General features: G+C 47.0%; 18 protein-coding genes and 2 pseudogenes. 4 read left to right on the plus strand and 16 right to left on the minus strand.

Annotated features, from left to right (window positions below; genetic code table 11):
• Nucleotides 1–4: 4 nt before the first annotated feature.
• The 7 genes from L0M98_RS00300 to L0M98_RS00330 form a co-directional block, all read right to left on the minus strand.
• A complete protein-coding gene (locus L0M98_RS00300) occupies nt 5–2,509 on the minus strand; it encodes a TraG family conjugative transposon ATPase (RefSeq protein ID WP_227214571.1) in 2,505 nt (834 codons plus the stop codon).
• Nucleotides 2,506–2,838: a DUF4133 domain-containing protein gene (locus L0M98_RS00305; protein ID WP_004291514.1), complete on the minus strand. Its 333-nt coding sequence runs from the start codon at nt 2,836–2,838 to the stop codon at nt 2,506–2,508. The genes L0M98_RS00300 and L0M98_RS00305 overlap by 4 nt, the downstream gene beginning before the upstream one ends.
• A gap of 10 nt (nt 2,839–2,848) precedes the next feature.
• Nucleotides 2,849–3,166: a DUF4134 domain-containing protein gene (locus tag L0M98_RS00310; RefSeq protein WP_002560983.1), complete on the minus strand. Its 318-nt coding sequence runs from the start codon at nt 3,164–3,166 to the stop codon at nt 2,849–2,851.
• A 201-nt stretch (nt 3,167–3,367) separates the two neighbouring features.
• Entirely contained in the window at nt 3,368–4,096 is a 729-nt protein-coding gene (locus L0M98_RS00315; RefSeq protein WP_004304280.1) for a hypothetical protein, read from the minus strand.
• Between the two features lie 16 nt (nt 4,097–4,112).
• Entirely contained in the window at nt 4,113–4,466 is a 354-nt protein-coding gene (locus L0M98_RS00320; protein WP_004291505.1) for a DUF3408 domain-containing protein, read from the minus strand.
• Between the two features lie 2 nt (nt 4,467–4,468).
• The gene (locus L0M98_RS00325) at nt 4,469–4,909 is read right to left on the minus strand and encodes a DUF3408 domain-containing protein (RefSeq protein ID WP_004291503.1); all 441 of its coding nucleotides are present in this window, start codon (nt 4,907–4,909) and stop codon (nt 4,469–4,471) included.
• A gap of 2 nt (nt 4,910–4,911) precedes the next feature.
• Nucleotides 4,912–5,838 (minus strand): ParA family protein, encoded by a 927-nt coding sequence (locus L0M98_RS00330; protein ID WP_005783105.1) that lies wholly within the window; start codon nt 5,836–5,838, stop codon nt 4,912–4,914.
• On the opposite strand from L0M98_RS00330, the gene L0M98_RS00335 reads away from it, so the two are divergent.
• The 4 genes from L0M98_RS00335 to mobC all read left to right on the plus strand — a co-directional run bounded on the left by L0M98_RS00335 (nt 5,837) and on the right by mobC (nt 10,086).
• On the plus strand, nt 5,837–6,001 hold the full coding sequence (locus L0M98_RS00335; protein WP_196029218.1) for a hypothetical protein: 165 nt from the start codon (nt 5,837–5,839) through the stop codon (nt 5,999–6,001). The genes L0M98_RS00330 and L0M98_RS00335 overlap by 2 nt on opposite strands.
• 381 nt (nt 6,002–6,382) lie before the next feature.
• Entirely contained in the window at nt 6,383–6,811 is a 429-nt protein-coding gene (mobA, locus tag L0M98_RS00340; protein ID WP_004291488.1) for a conjugal transfer protein MobA, read from the plus strand.
• Nucleotides 6,790–8,037, plus strand: coding sequence for a conjugal transfer protein MobB (mobB, locus tag L0M98_RS00345; protein WP_004291483.1), 1,248 nt, complete (start codon nt 6,790–6,792; stop codon nt 8,035–8,037). Before mobA ends, mobB begins: the two co-directional genes overlap by 22 nt.
• 30 nt (nt 8,038–8,067) lie before the next feature.
• The gene (gene mobC, locus L0M98_RS00350; protein WP_004291482.1) at nt 8,068–10,086 is read left to right on the plus strand and encodes a conjugal transfer protein MobC; all 2,019 of its coding nucleotides are present in this window, start codon (nt 8,068–8,070) and stop codon (nt 10,084–10,086) included.
• Nucleotides 10,087–10,217: 131 nt separating this feature from the next.
• Here the strand turns inward: mobC and L0M98_RS00355 are convergent, their stop codons facing one another.
• The 9 genes and pseudogenes from L0M98_RS00355 to tet(Q) form a co-directional block, all read right to left on the minus strand.
• Nucleotides 10,218–13,472, minus strand: a complete 3,255-nt coding sequence (locus L0M98_RS00355) for a P-loop NTPase fold protein (protein WP_227214572.1) — start codon at nt 13,470–13,472, stop codon at nt 10,218–10,220.
• A gap of 16 nt (nt 13,473–13,488) precedes the next feature.
• Nucleotides 13,489–14,619, minus strand: a complete 1,131-nt coding sequence (locus tag L0M98_RS00360; RefSeq protein WP_004291480.1) for an ATP-binding protein — start codon at nt 14,617–14,619, stop codon at nt 13,489–13,491.
• A 301-nt stretch (nt 14,620–14,920) separates the two neighbouring features.
• Entirely contained in the window at nt 14,921–15,526 is a 606-nt protein-coding gene (locus L0M98_RS00365; RefSeq protein WP_004304269.1) for an RteC domain-containing protein, read from the minus strand.
• A gap of 238 nt (nt 15,527–15,764) precedes the next feature.
• Nucleotides 15,765–16,187 carry a dihydrofolate reductase family protein gene (locus L0M98_RS00370; protein ID WP_004291474.1) on the minus strand — a complete coding sequence of 141 codons (423 nt, stop codon included), beginning with the start codon at nt 16,185–16,187 and terminating at the stop codon, nt 15,765–15,767.
• Between the two features lie 279 nt (nt 16,188–16,466).
• Nucleotides 16,467–17,789, minus strand: a complete 1,323-nt coding sequence (locus L0M98_RS00375; protein ID WP_004291471.1) for a sigma-54-dependent transcriptional regulator — start codon at nt 17,787–17,789, stop codon at nt 16,467–16,469.
• A pseudogene (locus L0M98_RS00380) lies at nt 17,782–19,335 on the minus strand (hybrid sensor histidine kinase/response regulator); the annotation flags it as partial. The pseudogene L0M98_RS00380 and the gene L0M98_RS00375, both read right to left, overlap by 8 nt.
• Before the next feature lie 22 nt (nt 19,336–19,357).
• The gene (locus tag L0M98_RS00385) at nt 19,358–20,269 is read right to left on the minus strand and encodes an IS982 family transposase (protein WP_118482646.1); all 912 of its coding nucleotides are present in this window, start codon (nt 20,267–20,269) and stop codon (nt 19,358–19,360) included.
• Between the two features lie 100 nt (nt 20,270–20,369).
• A pseudogene (locus tag L0M98_RS00390) lies at nt 20,370–21,143 on the minus strand (hybrid sensor histidine kinase/response regulator); the annotation flags it as partial.
• Complete coding sequence (gene tet(Q) / locus L0M98_RS00395; RefSeq protein WP_004291466.1) at nt 21,143–23,068, minus strand: tetracycline resistance ribosomal protection protein Tet(Q); 1,926 nt, start codon at nt 23,066–23,068, stop codon at nt 21,143–21,145. The pseudogene L0M98_RS00390 and the gene tet(Q), both read right to left, overlap by 1 nt.
• Between the last annotated feature and the right edge of the window lie 99 nt (nt 23,069–23,167).

Below are 23,167 nucleotides of genomic sequence, written 5' to 3' on the forward strand. Positions count from 1 at the left end.
TTAGTTATTCCTTGTTTCTCCGCCTTTCGGCAAGCTGCCGGATGGCGGCTTCGATGTCGTCGCCCAGCTTCTCCGCCAGACGGTAAACCTCCACTTTTTCCGTTTCCTCGGTGGTGTACGCCAGATACTCTTCCGCGCTGACCTCCGTGGCATAGACCGCCGACTGCGTGCCGCCCAAGCCTATCCACACCTCCTTGTAGAGCCGTGAAGGGTTGTTCGCCATGTTGATGGAGAGTATCTGCGACTTCTCCTTTTCCGTCAGTCCGAGCAACGCCTGTATCTGGTCGAACTTGTTCATATATTTCCTTTGGTCAAGCAGGATTTTACAATCCGAGTTGTTGATAATGCTCTCTTTGACCACCGGAGAACTGATAATGTCGTCCACCTCCTGCGTCACCACGATTGCCTCGCCGTAATATTTTCTGACCGTCTTATACATATAGCGCAGATATTCAGCCATGTTCGCCGATGAGAGGGCCTTCCAAGCCTCTTCCACGATAAGCTGTTTCCGCACGCCTTTCAGCCGCCGCATCTTGTTGATGAAGGCTTCCATGATGATGATGGTCACGACGGGGAACAGTTCGCGGTTTTCTTTAATCGAATCTATCTCGAAGACGATGAACCGCTTGCCGAGCAGGTCGATGTTCTCCGTGGAGTTGAGCAGGAAATCGTAACGCCCGCCCCGGTAATACTGCCGCATGGTGGTGAGCATGTTGTCGATGTTGAAGTCGGACTTCTCCACCTTGATGTCACGCTGTGCCAGTTCCTTGCGGTAGTCGTCACGCATATACTCGTAGAAGGTGTTGAACGACGGCACGATGCTACGGTCGGATTGGATGCGCTCAATATAGGCACTCACGGCACTGCCCAGCTCGCCGCTCTCCGTCTTTGTCACCTTGTCGTCCTCCGACTTCCAGAGCGTCAGCAACAGGGTCTTGATGCTGTCCTTCTTCTCCACGTCGAAGATGTAATCGTCGGTGTAGAACGGGTTGAAGCTGATGGGCTTATCTTCCGTGTAGGTGAAATACACACCGTCCGCTCCGCCTGTCTTGCGTCGGATCATGCCGCACAAGCCCTGATAGGAGTTTCCCGTGTCCACCAATACCACATGTGCGCCTTGCTCATAATATTGGCGCACGAGGTGGTTCATGAAGAAAGACTTGCCGCTGCCCGAAGGACCCAGCACGAACTTGTTGCGGTTGGTCGTGATACCTCGCTTCAGGGGCAGGTCGGAGATGTCAAGGTGCAGCGGTTTTCCCGTGAGCCTGTCCACCATCTTGATGCCGAAGGGCGAGAGCGAGCTGCGGTAGTTGGTTTCCTCTGTGAACAGGCACACCGCCTGTTCGATGAAGGTGTGGAAACTCTCTTCCGCCGGGAAGTCCGCCGCATTGCCGGGTATCGCCGCCCAGTAGAGTGTCGGGCAGTCGATGGTGTTGTGGCGCGGCACGCATTCCATGCTTGCCAACTGGCTGCCCACGTCGTTCTTGATATGCTTCAGTTCCTCCGCATCGTCGCTCCACGCCATGACGTTGAAGTGTGCCCGTACCGAGGTCAGTCCGTAGGAATGGGCTTCGTTCAGGTATTGGTCTATCCACTCGCGGTTGATGCTGTTGCTCCTTGAATAGCGAGATAGCGACTGCATGTTACGGGCGGACTTCTCGAACTTCTGCAAGGTTTCCTCACTGTTGTCTATCAGCACATACTGGTTGTAGATATGGTTGCAGGAGAGCAGAAGCCCCACCGGGGAGGCGAATGACAGTCGGCAGTCACTCCGGTCGGTGGAGAGCTTCTCGTAACGGGTGTCGGTAGCCACCTTGCCCGGCAGGTCTTCCGCGTCGGAGAGGGTGTGCAGACACAGGCGGTTGTCGCCGATGCGCATCTCCCTTGCCGAAAGCTCGATGTCCTGCAAGGTGGTGTCACCTTCCGGCATGAGCGAGAAGTAGCGTTCAATAAGTCCCGTCTTTCCCTCAGTACCCACAATCTCATCGGTGGAGAGGCGGCGCAGCCTGACAAGCCCGCTGTCGTTCATGATGCGCTCGAACTGTTCGCAGGCTTCCAAGAACTTGGTCGTGGTTTCCCTGTCCAGCTCCTTCGGGATGATATGTCCCCGGCACAGCGTGCTGAAATTGCTCTGCATCCGGTTACGCTCCTTTGTTGTCTTGGTCAGGTAGAGGTAGCAGGTGTGTTTCAGGTACGGACGCTCGTTGAAGTGACGCTCGAAAGAGCGGCTTAAAAAGCTCATGTCGTCCTTCTGAAGCTCCGGTTTGTAGCGTTCCTTGATGAACCAGTCCTGTTTGTGGACGACGGAGTAGTCCGGCAGCACCTTGATAGCCTTGCACCAGCAACTGTGTATCGCCTCGTACTCCGCACCCGTCACGGTGTAAAGTTCCGGTAGTTCCACCTCGAAAGCCACCGTGATGTCGGCGTCCTTTGAGATGATGCAGCCATGCTCCACCGCTAAAAGTGGGAACCTGTTTTCCAGTGTTGTCATTTTCGATGTATTCCTCATTGTCTTTCTTCCTTTCGTTGTCGTTTGAACAGACGGGTTATCCGCCGCCGGTTGATAAGGTATCGGGGATGGCTCCGTGCCGCTCCTAATTTCATCAGCCCGTGTTCACCGTACCGGGCGTTCAGCGCGAAGGTCTGCCATACAAGGAGGGAGGACGATGCCGCGCCGAAGCCGATACATATCCACTGGTCGATACCGACCATGTAGAGGATGACGAACAGGACGAAGAGAGCCAGCAGACCTCCGCAGAAGATGAAGAGGTACTGTGCCTTCAAGCCCTTGAACTCTACCGGACGGCCGATACCCTTGTTGATTGGGTATTCAGCCATACATTATTTATTAAAGGAAGAATGAGCGCAGGATGGTGGCGGCAACAATCAGGAAGATGCACGCGCCGAACCACGAGGCGGCTGTCTTGCTGGTGTCGGGGTCGCCCGATGAAAACTTGCCGTACACTTTTACGCCCCCGATAAGCCCGACGACTGCACCGATGGCGTATATCAGTTTAGTTCCGGGGTCGAAATAAGAACTCACCATAGAGGTGGCTTCGTTGATGCCCGCGATGCCGTTTCCCTGCGCGAAAGCGGAGGCGGTTGCGGCGATGACAAGTGCCGCGGAGAGGATTGCTTTTCTGTTTTTCAAGATGTTCTTGTTCATAAACTGTTCTTGTTTTTTGCCGTCAAAAGGGTGGATGGTCCTTTGTCGGGCGGTTGATACTTTGTTTCTTTACTTTGGTTTTAGTGGATGCCCGTTTGTTTCCACGGACGTGGGCGTGTCCGTTGCGGATGGGGATGCGCCTTGCGTTTCCTCGCCGCGTGGGTTGATGTCATTCTTTCATGTTCATTTCTTTTATTGTTGTCATACATAGTTGCGAATGTCGAACTCCTCGATGTTGTCCGGCACGACGAACTCCTTTTCAGATTTCTTCAGCCGAATCTCGATAAGCCCCTTGATGCGGATGCCTATCTCCGAAGAGCCTTCCATCATTTTCTCGTACAACTCCGTGCCCTCCATGTCGGTGAACACCTTAGCCGCCTTTTCACGTTCCGCCTGTGTCGCGTCCGGGTTTTTGGCGGTCTTGCAGGCGTCGTCAATCTCGTCAAAGCTGCTGCCCGAAGCCCGTGGCGTGTCCGAGGCGTCCTCTTCCGGTTCGTCGTCCCCGTATCCCAGTTCCTCCGGCGGTATGCTCGTGAAGGTCTCATCGAGTTTTTCCTCCGGGACTTGTGCCGGGCGGGATGCGTTTCCCGTTTTTCCGTCGTCAAAAGTAGCCTCTTCCTCCGACAGCTCAATGCCTTTTTCAATAGTGGCGGCTTCTTGCGTCGGTATGGCAGCGGTTGTCCGGGTGGATGCCATCCTGAAACGGCTCTTGCCGATGATGTCCGCCTTTTCCGCAGGGACTTCCTCGTGTGCCGCTATGCGTTTAGCCTCATTCCCGTCCAGTGACCGCCATAATCCGACAATGCCCTTGAAGAAGCGGACAATCCGCGTGTCCATGATGCGCTCGTAAAGGAGCAGGAACAGGAACCAGAGGTTGCAGCCGACCGATACCGCCAGCAGAATGTCTGTCATGCTGATTGTGTAATTCATATCCTTCCGTTTTTGGTTAGAATACTGAATTGTAATTTCGGGCATAAAGGCTCTTTATCGCATCTTCGCACTGGTTGAAGTGGTGCGTCAGCACATGGTCGATGTAAGCGGACAGCGTAAGCCGGTCATGCCCGATTACACGGGTGATACGCATGATACGCTCGTGGTACTCCGGGCGCACATACGCCATCTTCCCCTCACGTGCCTTTACTTCCGGGTCGCGGATGAACAGGCGTTCATAGTCCTTCTCACTGCATTTGCCGCTTACCGGGACAGGCGACAGTATTTCCACACTCGCCTGCACTTGGGTAAACATACCTCCGCAGTCTTGCTGTGGTCTTTTTTCATTCGGTGTCATTTCTTTTTCCATTTTCAAATCAGATCTTCACGTTGTTTCTTGTACAGTTCGTTGATTCTCTCCTTGTGCTGTTCCAGATGCTGGCGCAGCACGGTATCCACATATCCGCCTACTGAGATTTCCCCTCCGGCGATGTCGTTCACGATTCTGAGGATCTTGCCGTGGACGTCACGGCTGATATAGACACATTGGCGGGTCTTTATCTCGTTGCGGCGCAGGAATAGCTCGTTGTAGTCCTCGTCCTGCCTTTTCCGGCGTCCACTTTCCCTCTGCGCTTTTTCCCGTGTTACGGGTTGCACAGGAGATGGTTCCGGTGCGGCGGTGTCCTCTTCGGTCGGTGCAGCTGCGGGTACTTCCTGTGCGGGGCGCAGTGTCCCGTCCTGTGTGCGCCGCCCGATGGAGGCTAACAGCAGTTCCTCGTCGATGCCTTCCGTGTTCACTTTCCTGCTGCCCATGCTCACTGCGGTCTGATGATGTCGCTTATCTCTTCGGAAAACTCCCGGATGCCACTCCCTTTCAGCAGTGCCGTGTCCATCGGGAAGATGGTGGAGCGGAAAACGCTCTTGCGCTCTTCCGAAAGGTCACGGCGGAACTTCTTGCTGTCGGGCAAGCGGGTGGAAAGTACCGGAAAGCCCATTTCGGCTATCACTTCCTCGTAGATGCCGTACAAGTCGTTCCTCTCCCTGCCGTCCACCATCGTCCAGAACAGATGCAGCCCCTTTGTTTTCGCCTGTCCGGTAGTCATCAGCCTGTCGCGGAACATCGTGACGAATTTCAGGGTACTCTCCACGACAAAGCGGTCGGCACTCAGCGGAGTGAAAATGTAGTCCATCTGCGAGAGCGTCTTTATCACGCCGTTGCTTCGGAGTGTGCCGGGCATGTCGAAGAACACCACGTCGGGTTTCACGTCCTCAGTGGCAATCATCCTCTCGGCATCGTCGAGGGCGTTCACCGCATTGCTTTTGACGATGGTGTAGGCGTTCTTTTTGATCCGGCGGAAATGGTCGCAAGCGAGAGCCTTGAAGTAGGTGCTGCTGTCGATAAGCCCCATTTCGTGTTCGCGCAGCCCGTGGATGCTGTGCTGCGGGTCGTCGCAGTCCACGACGGCGACATTGTAGCCTTTCACGTTGTGCAGGTAGCTGGCGGCAAGTGCCGTGACAGTGGATTTGCCGATGCCACCTTTCTGTGTTGCGAATGCAACGAAGATTTCCTTACTCATAGTTCCATTTATTTTAATTGTTGATGATTTGTTTTTCTGTTTCCATACGGATTTGGCTGTCGCACCATCCGCTTCCGTGACTACACACGCAGGCGGGTCGTCGCGTATCCGGTTCTGTGGTGAAGCGGTGCGTCGGACAAATGGTGATTGACGACATTGCGTCATGAAGTCATTGAATCCATACGTCACCGAATTGTCGGAGAACCGGGTTTCCGACGGTTCGGGTATCCGTTTCGGCAAGTATCCGAAGAAGCGGATTTCCGGGTATTTGAATGTTCCGTTTATCATATCTTCAAATCGTTCGTTTCTTGAATCATGCTGCAAATAAACAAGTATATTTTGGAACCTGTATCACTTCTCCGGCAAGTGGCGGCACGTTGCGCCGGTTGGCAGTCATTGACCGGGTCAAGCATCTGTCCGATACCGCTTTAAGGGCGTAACTTTGCACCCGGACAGCAGGGTTCGCCGATGACGCGCGGCCCGGAGTCCTGAAAGGTATTTTCCCAATCCGTCCCCTGACGGATTTTTATGTTCACCTGAACATAGCAAGATGTCTTTTCAGCCGCTCAAAATATTTTGAGCAGCCACGAAAAGCACTTGCCCTTGCAGGGGGCGGGCTTTCCCTCCGAAGTCGGGAAGCCTTTCAGAACTGCGGTGCTGTAATCCGAAGCGGCGGCTTATGCCGTCAATCCGCTAAATCCAAAGTAATATGAAAGAGAAAAGGAAAAGCAAATCAGGGAGAAATCCCAAACTTGATCCGGCGGTGTACCGGTACACCGTCCGTTTCAACGAGGAGGAACACAACCGTTTCCTCGCCATGTTCGGAAAATCGGGTGTCTATGCACGGTCTGTTTTCCTCAAAGCGCACTTCTTCGGGCAACCGTTCAAGGTGCTGAAGGTGGACAAGACGTTGGTGGACTATTACACCAAACTGTCGGATTTTCATGCACAATTCCGTGCCGTGGGTACGAATTACAACCAAGTCGTGAAGGAACTGAGGCTGCATTTTTCAGAGAAAAAGGCGATGGCGTTGCTCTACAAATTAGAGCAACACACCGTCGAACTCGTGAAACTGAGCCGCCGGATTGTGGAACTTTCAAGGGAAATGGAGGCAAAATGGTCGCAAAAATCAGTGTAGGAAGTTCGTTGTACGGCGCGATTGCCTACAACGGGGAGAAGATTAACGAGGCGCAGGGGCGGCTTCTCACCACCAACCGCATCTACAATGACGGTTCGGGAACGGTGGACATAGGCAAGGCGATGGAGGGTTTTCTCACCTTCCTGCCACCGCAGATGAAGATCGAGAAGCCGGTGGTGCATATCTCTCTCAACCCGCACCCGGAGGATGTGCTGACCGATATTGAGTTGCAGAATATCGCCCGCGAGTATCTGGAAAAACTCGGTTTCGGAAACCAGCCTTATCTTGTATTCAAGCACGAGGACATCGACCGCCACCACCTGCACATCGTGACGGTCAACGTGGACGAGAACGGGAAAAGGCTCAACCGGGATTTTCTCTACCGCCGCAGCGACCGTATCCGCAGGGAACTGGAACAGAAGTACGGATTGCATCCGGCAGAACGTAAAAATCAGAGATTGGATAATCCGTTGCGCAAGGTGGCCGCATCGGCAGGTGATGTGAAGAAGCAGGTAGGCAACACCGTGAAGGCTCTGAATGGGCAGTACCGTTTCCAGACGATGGGCGAATACCGTGCGCTCCTTTCCTTATATAATATGACGGTGGAGGAAGCGAGGGGCAACGTGCGCGGACGGGAGTATCACGGGCTGGTCTATTCCGTCACGGACGACAAGGGTAACAAGGTGGGCAACCCGTTCAAATCCTCGCTTTTCGGGAAGTCCGCAGGCTATGAAGCCGTACAGAAGAAGTTTGTCCGTTCCAAATCGGAAATCAAGGATAGGAAACTGGCAGACATGACGAAACGCACCGTCCTTTCCGTGCTGCAAGGCACTTATGACAAGGACAAATTTGTATCCCAACTCAAAGAGAAGGGCATCGACACCGTACTGCGCTACACAGAGGAAGGGCGCATCTATGGGGCTACCTTCATCGACCACCGCACGGGATGCGTGCTGAACGGTTCGCGCATGGGTAAGGAGCTTTCGGCGAATGCCTTGCAGGAACACTTCACCCTGCCATACGCCGGACAACCGCCGATACCGCTATCCATCCCTGTGGATGCTGCGGACAAGGCACACGGGCAGACCGCCTACGACAGTGAAGATATATCGGGCGGTATGGGCTTGCTCACTCCCGAAGGTCCGGCGGTAGATGCCGAGGAAGAGGCTTTCATCCGGGCGATGAAGCGCAAAAAGAAGAAAAAACGCAAGGGCTTGGGTATGTAATCAGAGTATCAACAATTAAAAAATCAATGTATGTCACAACAAGAAGACGATTTGAGGGCATTGGCGAAAATCATGGATTTTCTGCGTGCCGTGAGTATCATTTTAGTGGTCATGAACGTGTACTGGTTCTGCTACGAAGCCATCCGGCTGTGGGGCGTGAACATCGGCGTGGTGGACAAAATCCTTCTGAACTTCGACCGCACGGCGGGGCTGTTCCATTCCATTCTCTACACGAAGCTGTTTTCCGTCCTTTTGCTTGCCTTGTCCTGTCTGGGTACGAAGGGTGTCAAGGGTGAGAAAATCACTTGGGGGAGAATCTGGACAGCATTTGCCGTCGGGTTCGTGCTGTTTTTCCTGAACTGGTGGTTGCTGCCCCTGCCGCTGCCGCTTGAAGCGGTGACGGGACTGTATGTCCTTACCATTGGAACGGGCTATGTCTGCCTGTTGATGGGTGGTCTGTGGATGAGCCGCCTGTTGAAACACAATTTGATGGAGGATGTTTTCAACAACGAGAACGAGAGTTTCATGCAGGAAACGAGGCTTATCGAAAGCGAGTATTCGGTCAATCTGCCGACACGTTTCTATTACAGGAAACGCTGGAACAACGGTTGGATCAATGTAGTTAATCCCTTCCGTGCGTCCATCGTGTTGGGTACGCCGGGCAGCGGCAAGTCCTATGCCGTGGTAAACAATTTTATCAAGCAACAGATTGAAAAGGGCTTTAGTCAATACATCTACGATTTCAAGTATCCCGACCTATCTACTATTGCCTACAACCATTTGCTGAACCACCCGGACGGCTACAAGGTAAAGCCGAAGTTCTATGTGATCAACTTCGACGACCCGCGACGCTCTCATCGGTGCAATCCCATTCACCCGGATTTTATGGAAGATATTACGGATGCCTATGAGAGTGCCTACACAATAATGCTCAACCTCAATAAAACGTGGGTGCAAAAGCAGGGCGACTTCTTCGTGGAGTCACCTATCATTCTGTTTGCCAGTATTATCTGGTATCTCAAAATCTATCAGAACGGGAAGTTTTGCACGTTTCCCCATGCTATCGAGTTTCTGAACCGCCGTTACGAGGATATATTTCCGATACTGACCTCTTATCCGGAGCTGGAGAACTACCTTTCGCCGTTCATGGATGCGTGGCTTGGAGGGGCTGCGGAGCAGCTCATGGGTCAGATAGCGTCGGCAAAAATCCCGCTTTCGAGGATGATTTCACCGCAGCTCTACTGGGTGATGTCAGACAGCGAGTTTACGCTGGACATCAACAATCCCGAAGAGCCGAAAATCCTCTGCGTGGGTAACAATCCCGACCGTCAGAATATCTACGGTGCGGCACTCGGTCTGTATAATTCCCGTATCGTGAAGCTCATCAACAAGAAGGGGATGCTGAAGTCATCGGTCATCATCGACGAGTTGCCCACAATATACTTCAAAGGGTTGGACAATCTTATAGCTACCGCCCGAAGCAACAAGGTTGCCGTGTGTCTGGGCTTTCAGGATTTCAGCCAGTTAGTGCGTGACTACGGGGACAAAGAGGCGAAAGTGGTGATGAACACTGTCGGCAATATTTTCTCCGGTCAGGTGGTGGGGGAAACAGCCAAGACGCTCTCCGAGCGGTTCGGTAAGGTGTTGCAGAAACGGCAGTCCATCTCCATCAACCGGCAGGATGTTTCCACCTCCATCAACACGCAGATGGACGCGCTCATTCCACCGAGTAAGATTTCCGGGCTTACGCAGGGAATGTTTGTCGGTTCTGTATCCGACAACTTCAACGAGCGTATCGAGCAGAAGATTTTTCATTGCGAGATTGTGGTGGATGCCGAAAAGGTGAAACGGGAAGAAAGTGCCTACAAGAAAATTCCCGTCATTACAAACTTCACGGACGAGGACGGCAACGACCGCATGAAGGAAACGGTGCAGGCGAACTACCGGCGCATCAAGGAAGAGGTGAAGCAGATTGTGCAGGAGGAACTGGAGCGTATCAAAAACGATCCGGTGCTGTGTAAACTGCTACCAGATAATGAGACTGTCTAACAAGTCCCCAAAATTGAAAATTATCCCTATCGAAGTTTGAAGTGACCCCCAAAAGTTGGATACAATTTTTTTGGGGGGCACTTCAGTTCTGACGGGTAAAATCGTAAAATTCGGACTTGTTAGACAAATACTTACGCGGTTTCAACCTCAGGTACTGAATCTATCGAATTGACAAATTTAACCAATTGCGGATCTGAATCTTTTTGTATGAGGTTTCGGAGACTCTTTTTCAATTCATAAGCATCATCCCCTGCTGTATTTATTAAATCCATATAAAAATCTTTGTTTTGCAGAATCAATGAACGGCATGCCCCATCGGAAATTACAGGTTTCACTATTTTATCAATAACGTCTCCAGCTTGACTTTTCAAATTACCATGCGATCTAAGCCATGTTTCGAAAAATTGAAACTTTATTGCATTGATAGTCTTTTTACCGATGCAGAAATCATTTCTTATATCGGTAACTGTCGATTTAATTTTTCGTTTATCCAATCTTTCAACTATATTCTTGAAACAATTAGGGAAAGGATTCAAACTTTGAGTTCCAGAAGCAATATCCATCAGAATCTTTTTGCCAAATTCAGTCAAGTTATCTGGCAAGGATTTGATTTTAGCCAGTAAATGTTTTATTGCGACAAACCAATAATATGATGTATGTGCTGTTCTTTGGGCGTATAATGTATCAACACTTATTTCAGACAACGCTTCGAACGCTATTTTATTGATATGATCGGTCAGGACATTGCTTATTTTAGTGGTCAAATCGTAAAAAGATGCGTCAGGAATTACATCTTTAATATTGTTCTTAGTGATATACTTATCCAAATCGGTATTCCACTCTGCTAAATGCTCGATAAATACCTCATCCGTTACACCTATTCTGTTCTTAATATCTTCAAATTGGGGCAATATGTCTGAGAGCAATAATTTATAGCCAAGTTTATGATTTACCATGTATTGTAGTGTTTCATTTAATAGCGGTATATTCCATCCCACACTATTTACTAATAAGTCTCCATGATCCACATAATAGTCCATGAGTTCTGCAACATATTTTATATCTCCACCCTCTATTAAGGAAACGGAATGACCATGTGCCAATTGCATGGCGACTAAATCGTAATATCCAGACTCTTTAATGTTTCGGCCATCAGTTTCTAATTCAGAATGCAACTGATTTATGTAGGTTGAATCTAACGTTACAGGTAAAGGTCTTTCTTCGTCAGATGCCAATAAACGATAGGTTGTAAATATAGCCCCTATATTATCTTTATTTACATTCTGTTCATCAATGCAATTCGTGATCGCTTGCAAAAGCGTTGGAAACGTATAGGTAGAATTATCTTTTAACGTTTTTACAATATCTGCATGGTCGAAATTATCGGGTAGTAAGTTTGCCAAATAATTATCGAGCGCCTCCGAATTTGTTGCTACTTGATAATATTTATATGCTTTAGTTGTCGCGTTATCCCGATAGGCAGCATCTGTTGCATTTGCAGCTTGAATATAATCGATAAATGTATTTGGCTTGACTGTTTTTGCTTCAATCAATGACGTAAAATCGCACGCCAACTTATTTTGCGCAATAAACCTGTCTATTGCATCTAACGTTTTGAAATAGTCGCCGCCATTGAAGTCATTGAACCGAACTATCTTCTTATATAATTGAGCAATCACATGGTTTTGGCTTTCCGTGTCTAAATGCAACAGCAGTTCTTGGTATTCGACAGGGAACACCTGCTTCTCTATGGATTCTTTTAATTTCAATTGTGCTATTCTTTGCCATACACGCAGAATAACATCGCTCTTTCGAGTTAATTTATGCAAACAATGTATAATCTTATCGATAAGCGCATTGTCCATACATTGTATAACTTCTTCTAATACAGTGTCAAATTGTTTATTAGTCTCTGCATATTGATTTATGTCGTGGTCTTCTTCTCCGTTGATGCAGCCTTCAATATATTTTTTCAATGGAATTTGTCGAGCATCTTCAACATCGACACCATATACCAAAGCTGCAATTTCGCGTTGTGTTTGCAGATCATTGTTAATTATTGTTTGAATGCCATTCAGATAGTCGCCGGACAATATTTGTTCTACTGGATTTGCCGGAATATCCGTCTTCTTCAAACAGAACAATGCTATGTTTATCATCAAAATTTCGTTACACCACTCTTGTTTAAGAGCGACCATCTCATTGATATATGATATAATTTCCCTAACATTGGCATTAGGATTTACCAATCTGAATATCCGATTTATAGTTTCTTTCGCTTCATTTTCTGTTTCTCCAAATGCTTCAACAAACAGTTTGTTGAATATACTTCGATAGTCGGTAATAACAGGAGGAGCAACACGATAAACAATAGGGAAAGTTTTATTGATAAAATACTTGGTCAGTTGTTTCGTTTGTTCGTCGGTCTCATCTCCGAATGCACAAGCTAAATGTGTTTCATCGAAAGGAATAACAGCCCAAACATTTTCAAAACCGCTATCGGCGAAGAACGTATGGATAGAAGACCATAATTCTTTTACTTTTTCAGCGGGGAGACGATCCATGTTGTCAAAAACAAGGACTAATTTACGTTGTCCTTTTTCCTTGATAAAATCAGAAATGTCTTGCATCCATGTTTTGAACTCGTAAACCGTTGGTTCGTCTTCGCTCAAAGTCTCATAGCAAACGTCCTTTTCGACTTTATCTTGATAAATAGCTAACATATAACTCCATCCATATTTATGATCTTTGCTATATGCCCATTTCCAAACGCACAATGCAATAAGAACTGGCAGTGCAGCTATGATAATAGACAATAAAGAAAACCACCATGTTGTGGGTGTAGGTTTTACTGCATACGCAATAAATGTAAATATCGGAGTTAAAACTGCAACCAAAAATGCCGCAACCATACCATTACTGATAAGGGGATATTTTTCGGTTACGGTCTCCGTTTTACGGGCTAATAAATATTTCAGCTTTTCAGACCATGATACGGTTTTCGTACCTCCACCTTTGACTTTTATTGTTGCATTTCCAGATAGGATACCATCATCAATAAGTTTGCTTGTAAGCAATTCCAATATAGAGCGGCGTTGCAAGTCCTCTTGATGTCCCCATGCGTCATACTCAAAAAAGTAATAGTCGTCTGATAATTCACGTTCCAACATTTTAACCACGTTGGATTTTCCAGATCCCCAAATACCTTCGATGCCGATAATTCGAGGTAAAGTACATTCCTCATCCAATGAATCATTCTGACAAAAATGGCGAGCAATAGTTTTTGCCAACCTTTCTTGCGAACCTCCATCGAATTTGTCAATACCACACGGTTTATTTTGGATAAACCGCGGATATTGCTGTTTGGATTGTAGTTTTGTTTCCATATACGTAATTTATTGATTATACGAACTCCAAATAATTCTCCCGATTTACCACATGAAACTCGGCATAGGGATAGGCTTCTTGGAAGGCTTTCGGTGCGGCCGGCATTTTATTTCCCCACTTGAACTCCAAGGCGGTAAGACTGTCGGCACTCTCCTCAATCAGGTCGATTTCCTGTTTGTCGTAGGTGCGCCAGAAATAGAACTCCCTGTGCAGTCCCTCATTGAAGTTCGCTTTGCGCCGCTCTCCGATGATGTAGTTCTCCCACAGCGCACCGACATCCTGCCGAATGGCCAGCGGTGAGAAAGCCCCGATAATGGCATTGCGAATGCCGTTGTCGTAGAAGTACCACTTGCCAGCTTTTGTAACCTCCTTGCGTAGGTTACGCGAATAAGCCCCCAGACGATAGATAACGAAGACCTTTTCCAATAGGTCGAGGTATTTTTCAACGGTCGTCTTGCTCATGCCGAGTTGTTTACCTAACTCTTCGTAAGAAACTTCGCTGCCCAACTGAAAAGCTATCAATCGCAGTAGATCGCGCATCTTGCTCGAATTTTTTAAGCCGTCAATTGCTAAGATATCTTTAAGCAGGTATGCACCGACAATATCACGTAGGTAGTCTGTTTTACGTTCATAGTTCTCCATCATTACTACTTCGGGATAGGAACCGTAAATCAAGCGCGCTTCGAGGTTCTGGCGGGTTTCAAGTGCCGTTTCCGTCTGTGCGATTTCCCGTTGCGAGAATGGTGTAAGGAGAAATTGCGTACTGCGGCCGACCAACGGTTCACCAGTCTTATTCAGCAAATCGAATGACGAAGAACCACTTGCCAAGACACTTATTCCCGGTATTTCATCAACTATCAACTTCAGAATACTACCGATTTGTGGTATGTTCTGTGCCTCATCAATAGCCAGCAAATCAATACCATCCAATAAATGCCGATAATTGGCTATTGAGCGATTCTCCAATAGTGCTAATGTGTCGTAGTCTTCGCCGTTGAGCATCATCGTCCTACCTGAATAGTTGTCCACAATTTTACGCATCATTACCGTTTTACCAACACGGCGAGCACCAAAAATCAGTACTGCTTTATTGGGCGCGATTCGTGCTGTAATCTTCTCTTGAAGTATTCTATTTACTGTTTCCATACCTTATAAAATATAATGCAAAGATAATCATATTTTTTTAATTGGCGAATTTTACAAAAAAAACGGGCTATTAAATGGCGATTTTTACAACCACAATCTTATGGAAGTTGTTTCATTGTTTTTAGTAATGATATATGTTCATACTATGATGACTCAATAATTTACCAGACATACGTTTCTGAAATTTGTCCTTATAGGAATGAAAAACTCACATATATTGTGCTAATTAATATATAATTAAATGAAAATAAAAAGACAGGATACGAGTATTCCTGTCTTCTCATATGTAATGGATATTTTTTTATTTTCTCATCCGCTCCAACTCCTCATCACGCAACATTCTCTCGTTCAGTTTTTCCTGCATCCTGTCAATGAAATAGGTGCGGCTTTCGTTCTTCCGGCGTTTGATATCAGTGTAGAAGCGGTAGCAGTCTTTAGAATCAACCCCGAATATCTTATAGAGAAGTGGGGCGAGCTGTTTGAGCGGCATATTGCCGTTGTTGATGCAGCCCATCACGTCTATGCCGTAGATAAGTTCCACGAGGTCGATGGCATTGCCCGTCCATTGAAGAAGGCTGGCGGTGGTTTCTGTTGCGTTGTTGGCGGATATTAGTGGTGGCACTTGGGGCGTGGCAAGGAATTTCTGCATCTTTCTTACGAAAGACAGAGCCTTGCTGACGTAGGCGGCAATCTCTCTTTTTTCTTCTGACAGATTACGTACGGGATGGTGCTGCAACTCGATTTCGATGTAGGCAAGCGCGATGACGGTAAGGTTCATGTCCATGCCGCCGTTGCACAGTTCGATCACTTGGGTGGCGAAAGCCGTGTATGCCGTTTCCATATTGCAGTCGCCGGCTTCGTTTATCAGGCGGAAAAAGTCGGTTTCCGCCAGCAAGAAATAATTCATGGTTCTGTCAATTTTGAAAATTACACTTTGTTTTCTGCGTGCGCACATGAATATAATTGGCAAAAAACGCGGCAGAAAATAAAAAATCCAACACTCAATTTTACAAAGTGCTGGATTTCAGAGGTATAAAATTCAGTATTTTTTCACAAGGACAAATTATCTCCGACTTAAATTGTTTGTAATCGGAACATTTATTCTATTCCTGAAAATAGAAATGTATGCTTGCCGCACATTTTGGCTATCTTGCTTTTTTATCAAGGATATAGATAATGCGACATACACCGTTGGGATAGCTTTTCAAAGAGGAAAGCGTCCAGTGTTGCTCTGGCAGAGCCGACTTAAAAAAATGTCGTCCGCTTCCGGATATGAAAGGAACGGTGTATAGTATGATTTCATCCACAGCGTGCATCCGCAGCAGTCCGTTTATATAGTCTGCCGTGTCCGGTGTGGCTTCCGCGAGGTAACGGATGTTTGTGCAGTCTTTTCTCCATTCGTGCAGCATTGAAATGGAATAGTCCGGTGTCACACGGTAAAAGGCTTTCTTCCTGATTTCATCAAGACCGCAACGGTCAAGGCACAAATCCTGATGTGCTTTATCATATAACTCTGAAGAAAGACATCCGTCCATCGTCAGTACGGCGAGAATCTGAACTTTACCCATAATCGTTTCCTTTCGTTAGGCAAGGGTAAAAAAGTAGCGTGCAATTCACACTACCTTCAAGCGATGGCTCTGGTAAAGCCTTTACGGAGAGTACGTGAATGCACGCTATGCGTAAGCATAGCATAAGCATCACGCAATCGTCTCCGTAGTTCCAATTTACCAGATTTTCGCTTGAAACGCCTTGCGGTCTTATCCTATATGTTGGCGGCGAAAAGCTCCTGCCAATCGCCGTTTTTCTCAAATGTTATGCAAAGATAGCCAAATTCAGTGAATTACGGGCTATGATTGCTTGAATTTATATTTAAGTCCATACTCTTCAAGTTTGCTGTATAGTGTTGTCCTGCCTATGCCGAGCAGTTCTGCGGCGACACTCCGGTTGCCGTTTGCCTGTTTCAACGCACGCAATATCCGCTCCTTATCCTCCGCGTCATTGCGCAAGGCGAAGCTGACAGTAGAGGTCGGTTTCGTCACGGCAAGTTCCAGATGCTCTTTCATGACAACACCTTCCTGCGCCTGCAATACAGCACCCATAACTTTCTGCCGAAGTTCCCGCACGTTGCCCGGCCATGCGTGTGTCAGCAACGCTTTACGTGCTTCGGAACTGAACCCGCTCACGCTACACTCCAGCTCTCTGTTTGCCATATCACGGAAGAACTCTGCCAGCGGCATAATGTCTTCTTGACAGTCACGCAACGGAGGAACGGTTATCCCGAAGTCGTGCAGGCGGTACAGAAGATCCTGCCGAAAACGCTTTTCATTCACCGATACCTCCAAATCTTCATTGGTAGCAGCGATGATGCGGACATTGAAATTCCGGTCTGCCTTGTCTCCGACCGGGCGATACCGCCTCTCCTGTATGGCACGGAGCAACATCTGTTGGGTTTCCAACGCGAGGTTTCCTACCTCGTCCAGAAACAACGTGCCGCCTTCCGCCTCATGGAAATATCCTTTCTTGGCATTGTCCGCACCTGTAAATGCACCTTTGACGTGTCCGAAGAAAGCCGACGGTGCAAGCTCTTTGGAGAGTGAACCGCAGTCCACCGCCACAAATGGCTTGCCTGCACGTTTGCTCTTGTCATGCAACAGGTGGGCAATATGCTCCTTGCCCGTGCCGTTCTCACCAAATATCATCACGCTCATATCGGTGGCGGCTACCAGCCTTATGCGGTGCATGATTTTCTGAAAGGCGGAACCTTCACGGGCGAATATAGGCATACGGCGTTGTCCTGCCTGACGTTCTTTCAGTATGGAACGGATCAGGGGGACAAGTTTATCCTCCACAAGCTGTTTGGGAATATAGTCTATCGAGCCGAGTTTCATGCTTTCCACGGCGGTATTAACTTCGGCGTAGTCGGTCATAATGATGAAGGGCTGCATCTTTCCCTCCTTTCGCATCCAGCACAAAAGGTCTATGCCACTGCCGTCAGGCAGACGCAGGTCGGCAACCACGATATCATTATCTGTTGCCTGTTGCAGATGTTTCTTCGCGGTTGAGAGGTGGTAAGCCTTCATATTGCGGTAGCCCTCCCGTGACAGCATATTGCAGACATATTCGCAATACACGATGTTGTCTTCCACCACAATTATTTTTGTCTTATTCATCTTCGTATTTTCTCCTTTCCTCTTCTGCCAACCGTATTATTTCCACTCCCTTATCCAGCACGGCAGTCACGGCATGGCTTAACGCTTCACCATCCGGGAGAGCATCGCCACGAAGCAATCCGTAAAGTACATTCAGCGGTTGGTCGGCACGGAGCACCTCCCACGAACTGCGCAGGTGGTGGATCAGGGAATCCAGCTTTTGCAGGTCTTTTTCTTTTGCTGCATCCCGTACCGCCTGCATTTCCTTTTCTGTTTCAGTTATCAACTTTTCCAGCATGACGGCTTCATTGCCATAGGACAATAAGGCGGAAAAGTCCGGTTTCCCGTCCGGTGTCGCTTTTATGGCACACCTGTCGGAAACCTCCATCAGTTCCGATATGGAGAACGGTTTGAACAGGCATCCGGCAAAGCCTTTTGCCAATAGTTCCCCTTTGTTACAACTGCCCGAAGCGGTTGCCACAACCACCGGGATTGTTGGTGAATTGCCCACGTTGGACGAACGCAACAGTTCCAGCAATTCGAAACCGTTTATATCGGGCATATTCAAGTCTGTCAGCAACAGGCTGTATTCTTTCTGGCGTATCATTTCCATCAGTGCCGCAGCATCGGTGCAAGTGTCGCAGTGTATTCCTTCTTGGGAATACATCTCTTTCAGCATCAGAAGTAATACCTCATCATTGTCAATGGCGACAACATCATGGAATTTATTGTTATGATAAACAGGTGTATTGCTTGTATATCCAAGCTGTTCTTCAGCTTCCTGCATAGAAATTTCAACTGTGAAACGACTGCCTTTCCCTTTCTTGCTGTCTAAACGGATTGTTCCGCCAAGCATCGACACAATATTACGCATTATGGCAAGCCCAAGCCCGAAACCCTCCTTTGCGGCGGCATTTGATAGACGTTCAAACGCACCGAACGCTTGTTTCTGTTCCTCTTCTGTCATGCCTGTACCTGTATCTTCAACGACCAGTGTCAGAACTCCATTATCATATTCAGTAATCAAAGAAACACCGCCTTCTTCTGTGAACTTGACAGCGTTTGACAGCAGGTTATTCCCGATTTGTATTATTCGCTCTTTGTCGGTCAATACAATGGCATCGTGTCCAGTCTTCACGGACAAGGACAGCCCTTTGTTCACGGCAACAGGCATGAACTCCGTTTCAAGTGTGTGCGTGATTGCTGAAATCCGGCAGGGTGACAGACGGGGCTGTTCCTTGCCGTTGTCCAGGCGGAAGAAGTCAAGCAAAGTGTTAAGCATATCCCGCATACGGTCGGAGGATTGCAGTATGTTTTGGATATACTGCCCGGACTTATCCTCACACTGTTCTTTCCGTATCAGTCCGGCATAGCCTGTTATTGCTGTCAGCGGTGTGCGCAGTTCATGGGTGATAGTATGTACCGCCTTCTTCCTTGACGTTATCAGTGCCTCGTTCCGTTGTACGGATTGTTCCAGTTGCCTTATCAAATCAGTTGTCTTGTGCTTGTATTGTTTAATGCTTTTTGCATCACGATGTATGATGATGTAGGAAATTAACAACAATACGCGAGTTCGGGATAAGTTATGTTCAAAAGAGTGTGAGTTGGTTTGATTTTTCCACATGTACAGGCAGTGCCTCCGGCTTGTTCTCGAAAAAGGAGTACGCCGTAAGTGCGGCACAGATGTTCATGATGAAGTTGTGTATGGAACGATGCCTCGAATGTACGATGTTCGCCTTGTTTTTAAGCAGGTCGTTGATACATTCAATGATGTACCTCTTGCGCAGCATGATTTTGTCCCACATGGACATGAGCCTGTTCTTCATGTTAGCCCTCAATCCATGCACAAGATGTATGCCCCTGTCGAAGAGGTCCTCGAAGAGCGTCTGTTTGATGTATCCCCTGTCGGCGAAGACCTTTCCGTAGAGTTCTTTGGCGAAAATTGTCCACACCCGTTTGTCCCTGTCATCCACATTTGCGCCTGTAAGACAAAAGGTTATGATCTCTCCGCTGTCATTGCACAGAAGGTGCAACTTGAAGCCGTGACACCATCCCATCGTCCCCTTGCCGTCCGTCGCCAAGCCCTTGAATACCTTGTTGGCATAGCGGCGCAGGTTGTGGCACACGGGTATCATCGTGGAGTCCACAAAACTGATGCCGCTGCATTTGCCAAAGCCTTGAAGCTTCATGAAGAGCATCATGTGGAAGAACACGCGGGGCATGAGTTCGACAAAGCGGTTGTACGAAACGGCATCAGGAAAACAACCGGACAGGTGCTGACGTATATAAAAGAGGTAGTAATGCTTGAAATTGGCGAACGAGCCGAAGTGGTAACAGACAAGTATTGTCATTATCTCACTATGGCTTAACTTTCCCTTGCGGTTGCGGTGACGGTGCTCTTTGTCCTCCAAAAGGAGGTTTTTCTCACACTCGGATGCAAAATTCCGGCAAAACTCATCCATAATACAGAAAATTTCTATAACTTTGTTTTCGGTAATCATCGCTTATGTTTTTGATAACTGATTGATTTACAGCTATAAAGTTACAAAATATTTGCGAGATTACCAACTTTTATAAGCTATATCTTATCCCGAACTCGCGTAACAATAGAAGAACGAATCCCATTAAACCGCCTACTTGCATAAATGACTTTTCACGCATGGCAACTATTTCGTTTTCCCGGCTTTGCAGTTCGGTTTGTACCTTTTCTTCTATTTGGCAAATCAATTCTTGCAGTTGTCTGTTAAGTTCTGCATTACGAGCTGCAAGGCTGTCGGCTTGTTCCGACAATTGGCGATCCTGCACTTTCTGTTCGCTGATTACGTTTCTATTGACCGAATGAAGGATAGTGGTTGATACTGCTGGAGTTACTTCCTTTTTTTTGCCGAATATGCCTAAGAAACCTTTTCGTTTTGGCTTTTTGGACTGTTCCTGCACACTTTTCTGTACAATAACCGGAATTTGATTGGCTATCTTCTTGTTAATAGATTGTTGTTCATCCATTAACCGGACTATCTGGAACATCTGTCGTTCCTTATCCTCTAAAAGACTGCGCACACTATCGATGCGCTCTGCTGGATAGGTGGCCTTGAAACGGCAGAGCATACTGTCCATTGCCATACGCCGTGCATGGTAATGCTCGATATCTTTATCGTTCCATTCCAGTATTGTTTCACCCAATAGAGAAAATTTTATCATTTGAATATTGATATTGTTTATTTCTTTTCGGAGCTCGTCTATTTTTTTATTGCCAAGTTCTAATGCTTCTATCTCCTGCCATTCATAGAGGCTATTATATGCCATACATCCGATAAGAATGGAGATAAGTATATATCCCAACCGTATTGCCTTATAGAAATTTCCTGACCGCTCCATTATTTTAATGACATTGATTTTTGGAACATGAATAAAAGTTTATCTTTTTCGTTCATGCGGATATTATCAGAATAACCGTCTTTTGTTATTTGATACCCACATGGCTTAACCATAAAAATGCCTAAGCCCTTAGTGTACGAACTTACTTCTGAGGCATAGTCTTTACTTGTATTTAATGGAACTTTCCCTTTAATATGACACCACTCATTATTACAACTGATGTCTTCAATCTCAGACATCAGTTTTTGCAAATCTGTAATAGCTTTGGAACTCGCTACTTGGGGTATCTGCAACTCAAAACAGAGCATCGGTTCGAGAATGTCCACACCTGACTGTTGCAAAGCCAGCCTGAAGACATAAGGGGTCAGCTGTCTGAAATCAGCAGGTGTACTTACCGGGCTATAATACTCGGCTTGAGTAAAAGTTACTTTCAGATCTGTCACTTCCCATCCATGTAAACCAGATTGGCAAGACATACGAATCCCTTCAAAAACGGCATTTTGAAAAGAATGGTTCAGATAACCATAGGAGATGTCACTTTCGATTTGCAACCCTGCCCCTAACGGTAAGGGTTCAAGAGTCAGCCCTATTGTGGCCCAGTAAGGGTTGGGTGGTACTTCGATCTGAATAATCTTATTGACCTTTTTTATAGGTCGTTCTTTGTAGATAGTCTTGATCTCATCAAAATGGACCTTTACGGAAAATCGTTCTTCCAGCAATGTCTGTATGATTTCCTTTTGGGTCAAACCATATAACGAGATTTCCAATTCATCACTATATGAGTTTATGGAAAAGGACAAAGACGGGTCTTCAATCCACAATGTATTCAGAGCGGATATCACCTTGCTTCTCTCTTCGGGCTTATTTGGCCGGACGGAGGATTTGAGAGCGGGATGCTGATGAGATAATCCTTGAATCAAACAAGGTTTAGCACCTAAATAATCTCCGATTCGAAAATCTTCTATATCTTCTACAATCGCGATATCATTGGCACCCACTTCATCAACATTTATCTCTCTGCCCTGATAAATAGTCTTTAGATTTTTAATCTTGATGAATTTTTCCGAATCGTTGATTCTTACAACGTCTCGAAGTCTCAGACTTCCGTCAATTATTTTAAGAAAACTTCTTTTATGCCCTTTGGGGTCATGCTCTATCTTATAGAGATAAGCTGAAAGTCTGTTTGAGACTGATGCCGGAGGAAGTATAAAAGAAGAAATGGCGTCCAACAACTCATTGATACCGATATTGAACATTGCTGATCCATGTAGCACCGGATAGACTTTGGCTTTTGCCACAAGAGCGATTATCGTATTCCAATAATCAGCCGGTGAAATTTCGCTATCCGCCAAATATCGTTCTAATATATCGTCGTCATGGTTGCATACAAATTCTTTGTATTCTTCCTTTATATATGTTTGGGAGCAAACCGGATAAACCGATCCATCGACAACAGTTTGCATAAACAGGACATCTTGCGACAGATTTGTTTTTATATCCATATACAAACGCTCCAAATTCACACCGGCACGGTCAATCTTATTGATAAATATAATTGTCGGGATTTGCAGCTTTTGTAAAGTACTGAACAGCAACTTTGTCTGCGCTTGTATGCCTTCCTTTGCGGATAAGATGAGGACTGCTCCATCAAGCATTTTGAATGTCCGCTCCACTTCCGCAATAAAATCCATGTGTCCCGGAGTGTCAATGATATTGCATTTCACTCCATTCCAGATAATAGATGTCGTAGAAGCCCGGACAGTAATTCCTCTACGTTTCTCTATATCCATAGAGTCCGTTATGGTGTCACCATTATCCACACGGCCGCACTTTTCCGTTGCTCCACTGGCAAACAGCAGATTCTCGGTTACGGAAGTTTTTCCTGCATCAATGTGAGCAAGAATTCCTAAATTTATAATATTCATTTGGATTAAGCAATAATATACTACAGTAGATGCATTGTCGAAACGCACCTTTTAATACCTCCTCGTAGCATATGAGAACTACAGGATTACTAACTCGTA

The sequence above is a fragment of the Butyricimonas sp. DFI.6.44 genome (assembly GCF_022132345.1).
In the GTDB taxonomy this organism is placed as follows: domain Bacteria; phylum Bacteroidota; class Bacteroidia; order Bacteroidales; family Marinifilaceae; genus Butyricimonas; species Butyricimonas muris.